Consider the following 13,700-nt stretch of genomic DNA (forward strand, 5'->3'; position numbering starts at 1 on the left):
TATTCATAATCTCCAGTTAATTCCTAAATTTTTATACAAAAAATCACATATACCTATGCTGGATACATCATCAACACTAATTTTAGGGTGTGTGCAATAGAACAGTTCAGAGTCAGTTGAAAAAAGTTCATTATTAAAAATATCCGTATTTCCTGTATATTTAAAGAATAAATTAGACGGTAATGGCATCCACCATGCAACATTTACTTCGATGCCGTATTGATCGTTTAAAAAAGCCGCAAACTTAATTGTTTCCATGCACTCTTTTTTCGTTTCCCACGGAAACCCAATAATAAATGATGTAAATACGTTTTTACAAATCCCGTATTTATCTAGCAACGATACTGTTTTTAAAATATCGGAAACCCTTATTTCTTTGTTAATCATAGAAAGACCTTCATCATAACCGCTTTCGATACCGATTTGGATATGTAAATTATCATAGCCGCTAATAACTTCCAGTAAGCTCTCATCCCACAGGTTTTTTGCCCTAGCCTCAATCAGTATATTATAGCTTTGAAACCCAAGTTCCATCATGCCTTTCAATACTTTTCCTGCCCAAGACTGATCCGTAGTAAAACAATCATCGGTGAAAATAAAGTCTTTGCTTTTACACCGTTCATCTAAATATTTCTTAAAAATATCAAGTCTATTAAGGACATCTCTTTCGTCATAGCATCTCCAGCAACGCTTATGAAGAACTGAACAAAATGAGCAATTTCCTTCACAGCCCCGAGAGGCCTCAAATGTTAATCTGTCAAAGAATTTATTTTCTAAAAGATCATACCTTGGCATAGGAATCTTTTCTTTTTTAAAGTCAACAAGAGTTGCGGCTTTATTTGAAATAACCTGACCGTGTTTTTGGTATTTCAAATTCGGTACTTGTTCAATTTCAATCTCTCCTTTTAAATATTGAATAAGTTTTGGAAATGATTTCTCAGCTTCTCCAACTAAAGCAAAATCTATCTGAGGGTTTTTAATAAGGATTTCTTTATAGAAATAAGATACATGTATTCCGCCAACTACAATTTTTATATCCTTTGCATTTTGTTTAATTTCTTTAGAAACTTTGGATATTTCAGCCCAAGAAAACGAATTTACTGTAAAAGCTATTAAATCCACATTCTGTGCTTCTGAAATTAATACTGATAAAAATTCATCCTTTGAATTTTGTAACCTATATTTCATTGGTTCAATAACTTTAACTTCTTCTACAAACGGACTAATTATTCCAGCTATGGTATACATAGTCAATGGCTGCACTTTAACTTTAACATCTGAATTATACCTAAAATCAGTATTGACTAACAGAACTTTCAATTGACCACCTCCAATACTCTATTAGAAATTAGAATATTCAGTATATCTATTTTTAGAGTGTTGTCTTTAAGCTCTTTACCCTGCTCCAAATCCTTCAGAACTGTATACAGCGGCTCATTTATTTTTATAATAGTATCCAATTTTTTATTAATTAAATAGAATTCATCTTTTTGGTTCAATACTTCAAATATATCTGTAAAATGCAATTTCATTTTTACATCTCCTTAGTTAGAGTTTTAAACCAATATCTAGGCACCTCTAAAATTTTACTTAAATCGCCTTTCCCATGTTCAGTACATAATTTATTCCATGCCTCCGTTAATGAAATAAGCTTATCTGAAACGCCATAATTATATGCAGGTAAAAAACTATACATACTGATGTCTCCATTTTCAGTAATATACATATTTCCGTACATGTAATAAGGTAACTCAACAATGTCCCGTATAATCTTCTCTTCATCATATACTGACAAATTAATCTCTGGAAACGACATGTAAATATTAGATATTTCTACTATTGCTTTATGAAGAATATCTACATTTATTAGTTGGTTCTTTATACTTTTATCGGGTTTAATTACAAACTCTCCCTGTTGAGTTTCAGAATATACCTTATTTATAAAATTTACACTGTCTGAAATATTATGGCTGGATATATAAAAGATAACTTTAAACTTATCATAGTTTTTTATCATCTTGATAAGCCTATGGCTTGTCCCATCTTTATCAAGTCTTCCACTAAACTTTGCAAATAAAACAAACTTTTTCTCTGAATTTATATCAAGATAATCCTCAACATTATAATTTGAGAATTCATATTCTATTTGTATTTCAAATGAGTTATCCTGCTCTATGGATTTAATTATCATCCAATCATCAGGTGATCTAGGATTAATGAATCGAACTTTAATTGGTTGTGCCTCTATAATTTTTCTAGCAACACTTTCCTTATCTACTTGTCCAGATGTATCATTGCCATTCATGCACCAATGAATTATTATTGGTCGATTTAAATTTCTATCCACTTTTACACCTCATCAAACCTTTTTGGATATTTATTAATTTTATATTCTTTTAAAAAACTTATCTGAATTTTTAAAGAAACAAATTGAAAAAATAATATCTACTAAAAACATAACTAATGTTAATACAAAAAATGAATCTAACAGATTACTGCTAAAATATTTGAATAATATAAAAATACTACAACTTACAAAGCCTATTCCTGCAAAAACACTCAATATTGCAGAAAAACTCTGTTTCACAATATATGTAACATTTTTCCATTGAAAGTCCGGAAAGAAAATGTTCACCGTAGATCCTAATAGTGCTAAAAAATATGTGAATAAAATGGGTAACAAAAAACCAAGTAAAACCTCTTTAGTACTAATTTTTAATACAATTACCAAAACAGTATTAGCAATTAAAATTGTTGGAACGGTTAAGGACAAATGAAACAAAATCTTCGCACCAAAGAAATCAAATCCTCTTATTGGGTATGATTTAACTATTTGATGGTTTTTCCCTTCTATAGATATAGATGAATAACATACATTAGTTAACGCAATAAGTATAGTTATAACAGAGACATTTAATACTCCAACAGAATTGCCTAGTTTATAATACTGTCCTATTTGTTGGAATATATTTAAAATGTTATTTCTAGACACTATTGCTGCAATAACATATACAGCAACTGCTACAATACCTAGCATCGTGTTTATTACGTAAACAGGGATTGAAAAATATCTTCTTCTTTCTCGTTTGACTAAAGCATGTAAATAATTTTGCTTTTTCAAATTATTTATATTCCATGCAATAGATGAGTTAATATTTTTCCTTAACAGATAGTATTGCTTTTTATATGATATATTTATTACATAAAAAGATAATAATCCTAATAGGGAAATAAATAAATTAAACATGAGAATATTTTTACTGGACGTGTTTACTATTATATTGTATGAAACTTTAAATAGTTCACTTTGTATCTGTTTAACTATCTGGCCTGCAAATTCTGATTTAATACTCACCAATATTATCATACAAATGCATAAAAACAAAAATACTATTCTTAATATTGGACTATACTTATTTTTGGCTATACGTGCTCTCTTTCCTGCCTTTTGTAATAAAAGACCAAATAAAACACCTATATTAATCGGAAGAACCGGTAAAATTAATATACTTAGAAACTCTAGAAAATATAAAGCCATTGAACCTTCTTTTACCATGCAATAGTAAATACTAGGAGGAAGGAGAAGTATTAAACTTATAACCTCAATATATAAATAAATAACAATCAATTTAGAAATTACAATTTTATACGTTTTTATTGGCATTGAAAAATATGTTTCTAAATTATCTTCTAAATATAATATGCCTGTCCCCTTCAAGGCAGATGATAAAAAAGTCATTACAGAGACAAATAACATTAATGGAATTAATACATATCCTAGAACGTAATCAGCTTTATTAAATTCTCCAAGTATTGAACGTATAGTGTAAGTCCAATATCCTAAAAGTACTGTTACAGCTATTCCTATTATAAAATATTGAAAAAGAAGTCTTTTCCTGTTGGTACTATTACCGTATTTCAATTCATTATATTTTGTGAACTGTAAAAAATAATTTTTAATCAGTATTATAATTATTTTCATATTCACACACCTCAACAAAGACTTCTTCAAGATTCTTATTTCCTATAACATCTTTTGTGTTTCCGCTACAGACAACTTTTCCGTGTTTAATAATACATAGCTTATTACAGACCTTTTCAACAACATCGAGGATATGACTGGAAAATAATACGGATGCACCATTTTCACATAAACTTTTCATTTCCTGCTTTAGTATGATAAAAGCCTGTGGATCCAATCCTACAAACGGTTCGTCTAAAACCAGCAATTTGGGTTCATGAACGAAGGCAGAAATTAAAGCCAGCTTTTGCTTCATTCCATGAGAATAAGAAGAAATCAAATTACCTAATTGATCTTGCATGCAAAATTTTAATGCATAGTAATTTATTTTTTCTACTCTTTTTTTCTGAGAAACCTCATACATATCACACACAAAATTTATATATTGAATTCCAGTCATATACTCTTCTAAGCAAGGTGAATCTGGCACAAATGCCATTGCTTTTTTACAACGTAGAGGTTCTTCTAATATTGATACTCCATCTAGTAAAATTTCACCTGAATCAAATGGAATCATGCCGAAGCAAGATTTTAATGTTGTTGTTTTTCCTGCTCCGTTTTTTCCAATAAAGCCATAAACGTCCCCATCTTCAACTACCATATTCAAACAATCAACTGCAAGTTTGCCATCCGAGTATTTTTTTGATAAATTCTTTATTTCCAACATAAGCGATTCCTATACCTCTATATCAAGTACTATTAGCTGGAGTATTTTACTTTAAAGCCAAAACTAAAACAATAATTGTTGTTACTACTGATGCTGCTGGTAATATGTAATACATAAAGTCTCGTTTTTCTCCTTTTTTTTGTAAAGCAAAACTTACAAAAACGTTTAGAACTGCAAAAGCAAGTGGTATTCCAAATACTACTGCCTCTTTAGGCCAAGAAGAATTTACGTTTCCCTTACTATCAAAGTGTATCGGTACATCTGCCGGTAATTGTTTATAAAATACAAGAAAAATCACCATTGTTAAAATACATATCACTGTACCAATAATTGTCTTTTTTTTCATTGAGAACCTCCATCTTAAATATTAATTTATTTAATGCTAAAAATTAACCTTGTTAAAGTGATTTACAATATCTATATTAGTAAATATTAACAAGTATTCTTATTTGGCAAATATTAATAATTCAGTAAAATTATTAACATTTATGGTATGTAATTCCATATGGTTTATTCTAATCCTCTATGATAGTTTTGTCAATATTGTTTTATATTTTTAAATGTAAATAAATGTAATTAAATATACAAGATGCTCTAGACATTTTTCAAAATATAACAAAAAATATCAGTTAATATTAATTTCTATCAATATTAACTGATATTTTTGTTATGAATTCATCTAGGATATACTCAAAATTTAGTTGATAATATCCTCTAATACGTTATATGCGTTTACCCTTCCTTTAGTTCTAACAGGATAAGTATCATCTCTAACTACACATTTTTTAATGATTTTGGATAGTTTATTTTCCTTAATATCCCTATCAAGGCTTTGTGCTAAAGCAGCAATGCCGGTAACAAATGGTGCAGCCAAAGATGTACCACCTGATATCAGATAGCCTCCATCGGGAATTATACTGAGTATGTTAACGCCCGGTGCCAACACATCAACATCTGTTCCAAAATTTGAAAATGAAGCTAATTTTCCCTGATTGTCAATTGCCCCAACAGATATAACATTTGGTATGTTAAAGCAAGCCGGATAAAATGGTGTAACTTCAACATCTAATCCATAATTACCAGCAGCACAAATAAACAATATTTTACTTTTTTGCATAGCAACCTTTAGAGCCTTATTGTAATTTCTTTCTGTCCAACTGCAATTAATGATTTTCACTCCCATAGATTTTGCATATTTTATTGCATTAATTGCATCAGAAGTATACCCTCCATCTATTGTGCTCATAAATTTCAATGGAAGAATTTTAATATTTGGTGCTACTCCACACATTCCCTGAGTATCACTCGTTGCCGCAATTATCCCCGAAACAAGAGTCCCATGTATGTCTTCATAAAATTCATCATACACCATTTTATCCTTATTATAAAAATCCCATCCATTTATATCATCTATGTAACCGTTATTATCATCATCTACTCCATTGTCAGGTACTTCATCCATGTTTATATATATATTATCTTTAATATCCGGATGGTTTATGTCTATTCCCGAATCAAGAACCCCCACTACCACACTAGAGTCTCCTTTAGTAAATTGCCATGCGCGGGTTGCATCTATGTCTACACCCGGGGTCCCAGTTATCCCTATGGTTTGACCTGTGTTACTCAACCCCCATTGATATGAGAAATATAGATCACTAGGAACAGTACCCTGATTCTCATTATAAATAGCTAATTTATAATCAGGTTGAACAAATTCTATAGCTGGATTTTTTTGAATCTCTGTTATAGAATCATCTCCATTATCTAATTCCCACAATTCCAATCCTTCATCCAGGTCTTTAAAGCTAACATTCGATTTATTATACTTTGTACGAATTTCCTGCTTTTCAATATTTGAAATATCATCTTTATACTTTACTATAAATCGCTCTTTATCAACTGATTTATAACAGTTGTCCTCAGCATATACCGGAAAAATGCTACTTATTAAGAATATGCACAACAACAAACTAATGAAAAAATTAGTTTTTTTCATTTAATCCCCTCCCCACTTAACCTTGTTAGTGTAAAATAAGTTATACATTGTTATTTCAATATATAACATTTTTGTAATATTATATTATCACACCATATTACAAAAATAAAATAAATATTTACAATTCTTTTAAATATTTACATTTTTCCTTTAAGAATAAGATGCAAAATTCATAATGGAAATTGCTGGAATTTAATCCTTCAATCAAAAGATGTTGAAGAAAACAGAAGTTACACATTTCATTAACGGTTTTAGTTAATATAGAAGGGGTCAAAAATTGAAGCTAAAGAATTGTTGCTACAAAAGGTTTTTGATATTTATTCTGCCTTAATTTTTTTAATTTGGTTATAAAGCTTCTTAGTATTTTCTACGTCAGACTGATTAAATACAAGTATTTTATCACCATAGTGTATTATTATAAAAGCATTTACTTTAGAATATGAATATAGCTTGTAACTGCCAAATTTTTCATTTTGATACGTGCCGGAAGCCATTTTAAAAGTTCCCATTCCAAATTGCCTTGATCCAATATCTAAACTATGAACGTACACAATAGAAGTAATTTCATTTAAAGGAATAGTCGTTCCACCAACAAAAGTACCTTTTACACTAACAGAATTATCTGTTAGTGTAACATTGACACTTCCAACGAATAATAAAATTATGCCTGCAAGTATTAACGTTACGATTGTAATAATAACTTTCATTTGGCTAAACTTCATAAAAAAAACCTCCAACAAAATTACATAAAATATATCATTATTGATATATTTTATCAACCTTTAAAATACAATTAAACTTCTAAGTTGAATACTCTATTTGTTTTGTTCTTGAAGGCAGCTATCCTGAGCATCAAAGGTCAAAATATTCTGAGCTACAGATGTCAGAAAATTGCCAAATACATTGCGCTGGCAGTTGTCCAATTCCTCTGCAACCGCTAATGAAATTATGGTGGCAAGTAACGTAAGCTCACTTGGACTCAGTGAAAAAAATTTGTTGCAACAACAATTATTCATATTTTTTAAACCTCTAATTTAAATAAATCCTATAAATATTCTATGTTTATTGTTAGTCTATTGTTAAACTATTTAATAAAAAAAGACACCCATTAGTCGAGTGTCAAAAAGCAGGAGGTTTGTTAAATGGAAGAGTGCAGAGTATAGAGAGTATATTAGTGCCACCTATTTAAAACAAAACCTCTCTAATGAAAATCACATGTATAACCATCCTTCTTGTGGGTTTTTATCGCAGGCGGCATATTTAACTATCTTATTAGCATTAAAATCCTTAATTAAGGGCATATCTTTTCTTTCTTTATCTTAAATTTACTCCTCCTGTTTTCACCTATGCTGTCCCTCCATTTATCTAACATAAAATACCTTTTTAACTTCGTCGGTATAATACGAATGGTACATTTAGTACCAAACAAATTATATATGAATAACCTTGGTTAGTCAATATATTTACCATTATTTTGTAATTAATCAGCAAAGAATTTGTACAGTTCGTACCAATTTATTATAGTCTTGCATATTAAATAGGTCAATTAGAATATCCATGTTTTTTTATTTAGTAGATAAATTCACACTGTTGTAGTGCAATAATTAATATTGCTTTCTTAAACCACCATATATATAATTATTCATTGAGGTGATTGAATGTCTGTTCTTTCAGAGAGGGTTAAAAAATTACGAAGCGCTAAACGACAATCCCAAAACGAAGTAGGTAAAGCATTAGGTAAAAGTAGGGAAACCGTTTCAAAATATGAACTGGGTGAAAGAGAACCTGATCCTGAAGCTATTGTACTTTTTGCAAAACACTTTAATGTTTCATCAGACTATTTATTGGGAATTAATGAACAAGCAGAAAACATGGCAGATGACGAAATAAAGCCGTACAGCCCGGAATTATACGCCTTTGAAAAGTATCTTAAAAATGAAAAATTCATCCCATATTTACAACTTGCAGTAAGGATGAAGGATTCCAATATAGAAATAAAACAATTTGAAAAGTTAATACATAAGATTATTAATCAGACAAAAATCAACTGATATAAAAGAAGCGTACCAACCTTAATAAAGTAATCAAGTGCTTTTTAAGATAGTTTGTCGTTTATGCCTATTCAAAGTTGGTACACTTCGTACCATAATTATATTACCGGCATTCAGAATAGTCAACCTTATTTTGTAATTATTTAAAATATATTACAGTTCACAAGGAATATATTTGTCGATAAATAAAAAATATTGCATACAATGGTATGAATATTTATAATAATATCTTGAGGTGATTAAGATGCATGTTCTGCCTGAGAGAATTAAAAGTTTACGCAATGTTAAAGGACAATCCCAAAAAGAGTTAGGAAAGGCTTTAGGTAAAAGCAGAGAAGCTATCTCAAAATATGAGCTTGGAGAAAGGGAGCCAGACCCAGATGCGCTTGTATTATTTTCAAAGCATTTTAATGTATCCTCTGACTATATGCTGGGAATCACAGATCATATAGAAAGCAAAGCTCTTGGCAAAAGAAAGCCTTACAGCCCGGAATTATATGCCTTTGAAAATTATTTAAAGAATCAGGATTTTATACCTTATCTTCAGCTGGCAGTAAGAATGAAGGATTCAAATATAGATATTAATTCCTTCGAAAATCCTATAAATAAGCTTATCAAGCAGGTAAAACAACAAAAACACCCTAAATAATTATTAAGGTGTTTTTGTTGTGCTAAACGCATGGTTCTGATAAATTCATTAATGACTTCTGCGTGCAGTCAAATGCTTTGGTGCTTTCGGCTGATAAAAGAATCCACCACAAGCTGAGCAAACACCTGATAATGCAAGAAATGTGATTAATAGTGACAAAGGTGCAAGCAAAAATTTGATTTTTGACTTCATAATCTTACCCTCCCCTCTGCTTTAATACTTAATCGTTAATGTAGTCTATAAGTTTGACTGCCTCGTCAACTTTGTTACTTGCCAATAAAGAACGTATTTCATCCAAAGCAAATCTTACGTCGTCCTCAAATTCACAATATTTATTATATGAATTTACAATCAAGCCGCTTATCACAGTATAAATCAATTTAAACATGAGAATATTGAGAACCAGTACTATCACAAACAATGATACAGAGAACGTAATTTGATAGACTAGCGTTAACTTATCAAAAATATCAAAGAATACATAACATGAAGAGTATTCTCCTAACGTTAACAGTAAAAATGAGATAATAAATAACCTGTTTAAACGGCGATTAATCCGTGTAACTAACAAAACGTCGTGTTTCCACAAGAATAGTATTGCAATTACCTGAACAATTCGCTGTGGCATAGCCAGTAGAGCATACCAGTGATACGCATTCTGAAAGTTCGTCATTCCTTTAAATCCGTATGTAATTATAAAAGGTACATATAAAACCTCTATCGCTGACATTATCAAGAAAAAAACTGCTGTTCCAAACAAAGCATATACTGGTTTCATTCCATAAACTAACACTAATATTAATGAATATGCAATAATATGTAACGAAACACTTGTTACAATATTAGGGGATATTGGTCGGATAATCCATGATGAGGTCAGCATTAATATTATAGCAGTAGCAAATTTCAAAATATTTTGACTATTTATTTTTAAGTTTTCTTTTCTTCCGGTAATAAGTAAGGCTATTATTAAATTTAAAAATGCTTCGGGCAATGAAACTAAAAGTAAAATATTCAAATTCATTACCATATAAGACACACCTCCTACAAATTTATTCAATATTTCTATTTTATGACAGATTATTTTGAAAGTAAATACAATCAGAAAAAGACCGAACAATCCCATAAAAGCTGTATTTTTCGACAACTTCATAGGTCACGGTCTATGTTTTTAAAGTTTACTTTTTCTGAATAGATATATGAAATTCAGCGGTGAGGGGCCAACCCATACTTTATTATGTCAAAAAATTTATGTCCTGTAGGCGTTATTGCAAATATTTCCTGCAAAACACCAAAGCATAATACTAGAGTATACATTTTCATCCCGAGTACGGTTAATACTGTAACTACTATTAGCCATACACAGATATATACAATGGATAATTTCTTAAATCTGTTTTTCTCTTCGGGATCTGTAATTAATCTATTGGGAGTATCCTTTGGTGCGTATTTCTTTAATATATAAAGACCTATGGTAAATGTTAAGGTAATCAGGATTACCAACCACGTAATACTCCAATAGAGATATGTATGCTTTGCAATCAGTGCTGCGGCAACAAAAAATCCTATTGACACCAGCAAGCATTTACCATATGTATCCATATGATAGCCTCCAGCCACCTTTCGCAATAATGCAAAAGATATTGATACTATTAATGTAGGAATCAATACCCCCAAAATCGTTGAAACAGCTACTAATAAGGTCGTCTTTACAATACTGCCGATGGCTACTTGAAAGCCGAAATAATATTCTGCTTTCTTCTGGTGACTCTCTTCAAGAACACTTGCCAAACCCTTTGCACAAGAATATGACCATTTATTTATAAATCTCAATAAATTCGCCCCCTGTAAAAAGGATTATATACCAATTTTTGTGTTATTACTATCTTTTTGAACAAAGCTCCTGCCACTGCACTTTTGTAATATTTGTAACATGAAGTGTTTTTATATCATTAGTTAGCGGCCATTTTTTATCCTTCTCAGTATGGTGATATTGAAAACCACATTTTTCTTGAACACGTTTTGATTTTTCGTTCCCGTCAAAATATCCACACCAAATAGTTTTTAGATTAACGTCTTCAAAACCATATCTCATTAATTCAACTACCGCTTCAGGAATCAGCCCTTGCCCCCAATAAGGGACACCTATCCAATAACCGATTTCTCCTTCATCTTTTTCTATGACAAGGTTACTATTTTCGCCGATCATGAGACCTACACTTCCAATAACGCCCTTATTATCTTTTAATACAACTGCATAGGTTCCGTCTGCCGATAGAACATCCTTGATAATCTGACGGCTGTTTTCAACACTTGTATGAACCGGCCAGCCCGCAATAGGCCCTACTCTTGGGTCTTTTGCATATTTGTATAATTCTTCAGCATCCTGTTCTTCCCATGGGCGCAAAATCAATCTTTTAGTTTCTAAAATCATCTTTCACACCTCCTATTTTTATAAAAAAGACGTGAAAGCATAACTTCCACGTCTATGTAAATTCCTCAATTGTAGCTTTTGTTGTTAAGCAACCCTAACTTTAAACAGCAGGGAGTGTACTTACCATTCCTAGCAAGTACTTTTTCATTATAGCAAAATCTAATGCATTTATTGTATTATCAGCGTTAAGATCCATATAACTATTGTATGTACTTCCGGCATTCATCAAATACTGTTTTAGCAGTGAAAAATCTATAGCATCTATACTTCCGTCATTGTTACAATCTCCAACTTTTTGTGTTGGCGTAGTGCTTCCGAAGAAACCTACTTTTTTCATTTCTGCCCATATAGCATCTGCTGCTGCATTGCTACCCGCCAATGTAGGATGAATTCCGTCAGACAAAATGTATGAGGAATATTTTCCTTCAAAAGTAGGCCTTAAATCAAGGAAATATCCTTTTGGTGATGTTGAACTGGTTACAATACTCTGAATCTGAGGTCTGAGAGTGTTAAGGTTTGGATTTAACGTAGCAGCCAATCCTCCTTGAGCATCTGGGTAAAATAGATAAAACACTTTTACAATTCCGCTTCTTCCCATCTGTTCAAATAAGCTTCTTGCTGCAGTAACTGCATTACTGACGCTTCCACCTATGCAGTCATTTCCACCGCCATCCATTATTACGTATTTTACAGTACCTGCATTTACACCATTCTGGAACTGTGTGGGGATATTTGGCGATATTCCTCCACTTAACATAGTTCCGCTTACCGAGAGATCTCTGAACTTGTCGGTTGAAGCCAGGATTCCATCGTTTTTTGCATTTTGTTGCAGTCTGCTTGTAATATCATGAGACAATGCTAAAAATGAGTCTCCGATTACAAGGACTTCACTTCCTGTTATTTTACCGGTATCAGCGGCAAATGAAGTTGTTGGTAAGCAAAAAGTAATTAATGCCGCCAACAACAGGAACGTGATAAAATTGGATTTTTTCATATTAATCTCCTCCTTAATATGTCTATCGTTTTGTACGATAGCTACTTTGAATCCCCCTAAGATATTCAGAACATGTTTTACCGAAGCTTCACTGAATACATTCGGTGAATTCGTTAGATAAATAATATCATAACAGTTATGGAAAATAAAGTATAAATTGGGGTTTGGAGTTATAAGTATTAGTAATTGGATATTTATCTAGAGCTCTTTTACCATCATTCCCATAATTTTTTTCATTTCGGCTTTCAAATCAGTTTTTCCATCGTACAAACACCAATCAAATATGATACCTCTTGCAACAACAAAAAGCATCTTTGTCAAAGTTTCCGGGGCTGTATCATTATTTATTTCGTTACTTTTCTGCCCGGCTATAATAATATTAGTTAAAACGTTCTGCATACCCCTTCCATCAACAATAAACATTTTGTTTTCTGACGTATAAAACTTTTTTATCACATCAATCCCATCTTTCAAAGTATATTCTGCATAAATGTCAAAAAATTCTACTATTCGCTTTTTACAAGCTGTTTCGGTTAAATTTCCTTCTACTTGTTCCAGGAAATACTTATCAGCTTTATTGAATATCTCTCTTAAAAGATCCATTTTAGATTCAAAATAATGATAGTATGTACCTACCGATACACCGGCTTTTTTTGAAATCTGTTCTACTGTAACAACATCAAAGCCATATTTCCGAATTAGATTTTCTCCGCACCTATATATTTTATTTTTTGACGCAATTGCCTGCTTTGTTCTTGTTGTCATTTTATTATTCAATTTATATCATATCCTTTCCTTATTTAGATTTATAAATATTGCATTTTATTAATTTTAAACAATTGAATTTATATCTATATGGTTTTGCAAAACTGATAATAGTTATGT

At 31.1% G+C, this 13,700-nt stretch carries 17 protein-coding genes; 2 read left to right on the plus strand and 15 right to left on the minus strand.

Translation table 11 applies throughout. The annotated features are described in order from the left end of the window. Positions 1-3: 3 nt before the first annotated feature. From CLO1100_RS14740 to CLO1100_RS14780, 9 genes are all read right to left on the minus strand, one after another. Positions 4-1,320: a radical SAM protein gene (locus CLO1100_RS14740; protein WP_014314560.1), complete on the minus strand. Its 1,317-nt coding sequence runs from the start codon at positions 1,318-1,320 to the stop codon at positions 4-6. Next, positions 1,317-1,532 carry a hypothetical protein gene (locus CLO1100_RS14745; protein ID WP_014314561.1) on the minus strand — a complete coding sequence of 72 codons (216 nt, stop codon included), beginning with the start codon at positions 1,530-1,532 and terminating at the stop codon, positions 1,317-1,319. The genes CLO1100_RS14740 and CLO1100_RS14745 overlap by 4 nt, the downstream gene beginning before the upstream one ends. Positions 1,533-1,534: 2 nt before the next feature. Next, a complete protein-coding gene (locus CLO1100_RS14750; RefSeq protein ID WP_014314562.1) occupies positions 1,535-2,347 on the minus strand; it encodes a hypothetical protein in 813 nt (270 codons plus the stop codon). A gap of 39 nt (positions 2,348-2,386) precedes the next feature. After that, positions 2,387-3,982: a hypothetical protein gene (locus CLO1100_RS14755; RefSeq protein ID WP_014314563.1), complete on the minus strand. Its 1,596-nt coding sequence runs from the start codon at positions 3,980-3,982 to the stop codon at positions 2,387-2,389. Further along, positions 3,957-4,688 carry an ABC transporter ATP-binding protein gene (locus CLO1100_RS14760; RefSeq protein ID WP_014314564.1) on the minus strand — a complete coding sequence of 244 codons (732 nt, stop codon included), beginning with the start codon at positions 4,686-4,688 and terminating at the stop codon, positions 3,957-3,959. The genes CLO1100_RS14755 and CLO1100_RS14760 overlap by 26 nt, the downstream gene beginning before the upstream one ends. 46 nt (positions 4,689-4,734) lie before the next feature. Next, complete coding sequence (locus CLO1100_RS14765) at positions 4,735-5,034, minus strand: DUF1648 domain-containing protein (protein ID WP_014314565.1); 300 nt, start codon at positions 5,032-5,034, stop codon at positions 4,735-4,737. 351 nt (positions 5,035-5,385) lie between these two features. Beyond that, positions 5,386-6,687, minus strand: a complete 1,302-nt coding sequence (locus CLO1100_RS20055; protein ID WP_014314566.1) for a S8 family peptidase — start codon at positions 6,685-6,687, stop codon at positions 5,386-5,388. Positions 6,688-7,004: 317 nt separating this feature from the next. Further along, a complete protein-coding gene (locus CLO1100_RS14775; RefSeq protein WP_014314567.1) occupies positions 7,005-7,409 on the minus strand; it encodes a PH domain-containing protein in 405 nt (134 codons plus the stop codon). A 93-nt stretch (positions 7,410-7,502) separates the two neighbouring features. Further along, positions 7,503-7,703 (minus strand): hypothetical protein, encoded by a 201-nt coding sequence (locus tag CLO1100_RS14780; protein WP_014314568.1) that lies wholly within the window; start codon positions 7,701-7,703, stop codon positions 7,503-7,505. A gap of 642 nt (positions 7,704-8,345) precedes the next feature. Between CLO1100_RS14780 and CLO1100_RS14785 the strand changes: the two genes are divergently transcribed. Continuing rightward, positions 8,346-8,738 (plus strand): helix-turn-helix transcriptional regulator, encoded by a 393-nt coding sequence (locus CLO1100_RS14785; protein ID WP_014314569.1) that lies wholly within the window; start codon positions 8,346-8,348, stop codon positions 8,736-8,738. 244 nt (positions 8,739-8,982) lie between these two features. Continuing rightward, the gene (locus tag CLO1100_RS14790) at positions 8,983-9,387 is read left to right on the plus strand and encodes a helix-turn-helix transcriptional regulator (protein ID WP_014314570.1); all 405 of its coding nucleotides are present in this window, start codon (positions 8,983-8,985) and stop codon (positions 9,385-9,387) included. 48 nt (positions 9,388-9,435) lie between these two features. Here CLO1100_RS14790 and CLO1100_RS20325 read toward each other — a convergent pair whose 3' ends face one another. From CLO1100_RS20325 to CLO1100_RS14815, 6 genes are all read right to left on the minus strand, one after another. Further along, positions 9,436-9,579, minus strand: coding sequence for a cyclic lactone autoinducer peptide (locus CLO1100_RS20325; protein WP_014314571.1), 144 nt, complete (start codon positions 9,577-9,579; stop codon positions 9,436-9,438). A gap of 28 nt (positions 9,580-9,607) precedes the next feature. After that, positions 9,608-10,540, minus strand: coding sequence for a hypothetical protein (locus CLO1100_RS14795; RefSeq protein WP_242836584.1), 933 nt, complete (start codon positions 10,538-10,540; stop codon positions 9,608-9,610). A 53-nt stretch (positions 10,541-10,593) separates the two neighbouring features. Continuing rightward, positions 10,594-11,220: an accessory gene regulator B family protein gene (locus tag CLO1100_RS14800; protein ID WP_014314573.1), complete on the minus strand. Its 627-nt coding sequence runs from the start codon at positions 11,218-11,220 to the stop codon at positions 10,594-10,596. 49 nt (positions 11,221-11,269) lie between these two features. Further along, complete coding sequence (locus CLO1100_RS14805; RefSeq protein WP_014314574.1) at positions 11,270-11,821, minus strand: GNAT family N-acetyltransferase; 552 nt, start codon at positions 11,819-11,821, stop codon at positions 11,270-11,272. Between the two features lie 100 nt (positions 11,822-11,921). Beyond that, positions 11,922-12,815, minus strand: a complete 894-nt coding sequence (locus CLO1100_RS14810) for a dockerin type I domain-containing protein (protein ID WP_014314575.1) — start codon at positions 12,813-12,815, stop codon at positions 11,922-11,924. Positions 12,816-13,013: 198 nt separating this feature from the next. Further along, the gene (locus CLO1100_RS14815; protein ID WP_014314576.1) at positions 13,014-13,592 is read right to left on the minus strand and encodes a TetR/AcrR family transcriptional regulator; all 579 of its coding nucleotides are present in this window, start codon (positions 13,590-13,592) and stop codon (positions 13,014-13,016) included. Between the last annotated feature and the right edge of the window lie 108 nt (positions 13,593-13,700).

Source organism: Clostridium sp. BNL1100 (assembly GCF_000244875.1).
Classification (GTDB): Bacteria; Bacillota; Clostridia; order Acetivibrionales; family DSM-1351; genus Ruminiclostridium.

Bases quoted from the DNA above. Each gene is read 5' to 3' on its own strand.
- CLO1100_RS14745 (WP_014314561.1), bottom strand. From the start codon at position 1,532: ATGAAATTGCATTTTACAGATATATTTGAAGTATTGAACCAAAAAGAT.
- CLO1100_RS14755 (WP_014314563.1), bottom strand. From the start codon at position 3,982: ATGAAAATAATTATAATACTGATTAAAAATTATTTTTTACAGTTCACA.
- CLO1100_RS14760 (WP_014314564.1), bottom strand. From the start codon at position 4,688: ATGTTGGAAATAAAGAATTTATCAAAAAAATACTCGGATGGCAAACTT.
- CLO1100_RS14765 (WP_014314565.1), bottom strand. From the start codon at position 5,034: ATGAAAAAAAAGACAATTATTGGTACAGTGATATGTATTTTAACAATG.
- CLO1100_RS20055 (WP_014314566.1), bottom strand. From the start codon at position 6,687: ATGAAAAAAACTAATTTTTTCATTAGTTTGTTGTTGTGCATATTCTTA.
- CLO1100_RS14775 (WP_014314567.1), bottom strand. From the start codon at position 7,409: ATGAAGTTTAGCCAAATGAAAGTTATTATTACAATCGTAACGTTAATA.
- CLO1100_RS14780 (WP_014314568.1), bottom strand. From the start codon at position 7,703: ATGAATAATTGTTGTTGCAACAAATTTTTTTCACTGAGTCCAAGTGAG.
- CLO1100_RS14785 (WP_014314569.1), top strand. From the start codon at position 8,346: ATGTCTGTTCTTTCAGAGAGGGTTAAAAAATTACGAAGCGCTAAACGA.
- CLO1100_RS14790 (WP_014314570.1), top strand. From the start codon at position 8,983: ATGCATGTTCTGCCTGAGAGAATTAAAAGTTTACGCAATGTTAAAGGA.
- CLO1100_RS20325 (WP_014314571.1), bottom strand. From the start codon at position 9,579: ATGAAGTCAAAAATCAAATTTTTGCTTGCACCTTTGTCACTATTAATC.
- CLO1100_RS14795 (WP_242836584.1), bottom strand. From the start codon at position 10,540: ATGAAGTTGTCGAAAAATACAGCTTTTATGGGATTGTTCGGTCTTTTT.
- CLO1100_RS14805 (WP_014314574.1), bottom strand. From the start codon at position 11,821: ATGATTTTAGAAACTAAAAGATTGATTTTGCGCCCATGGGAAGAACAG.
- CLO1100_RS14810 (WP_014314575.1), bottom strand. From the start codon at position 12,815: ATGAAAAAATCCAATTTTATCACGTTCCTGTTGTTGGCGGCATTAATT.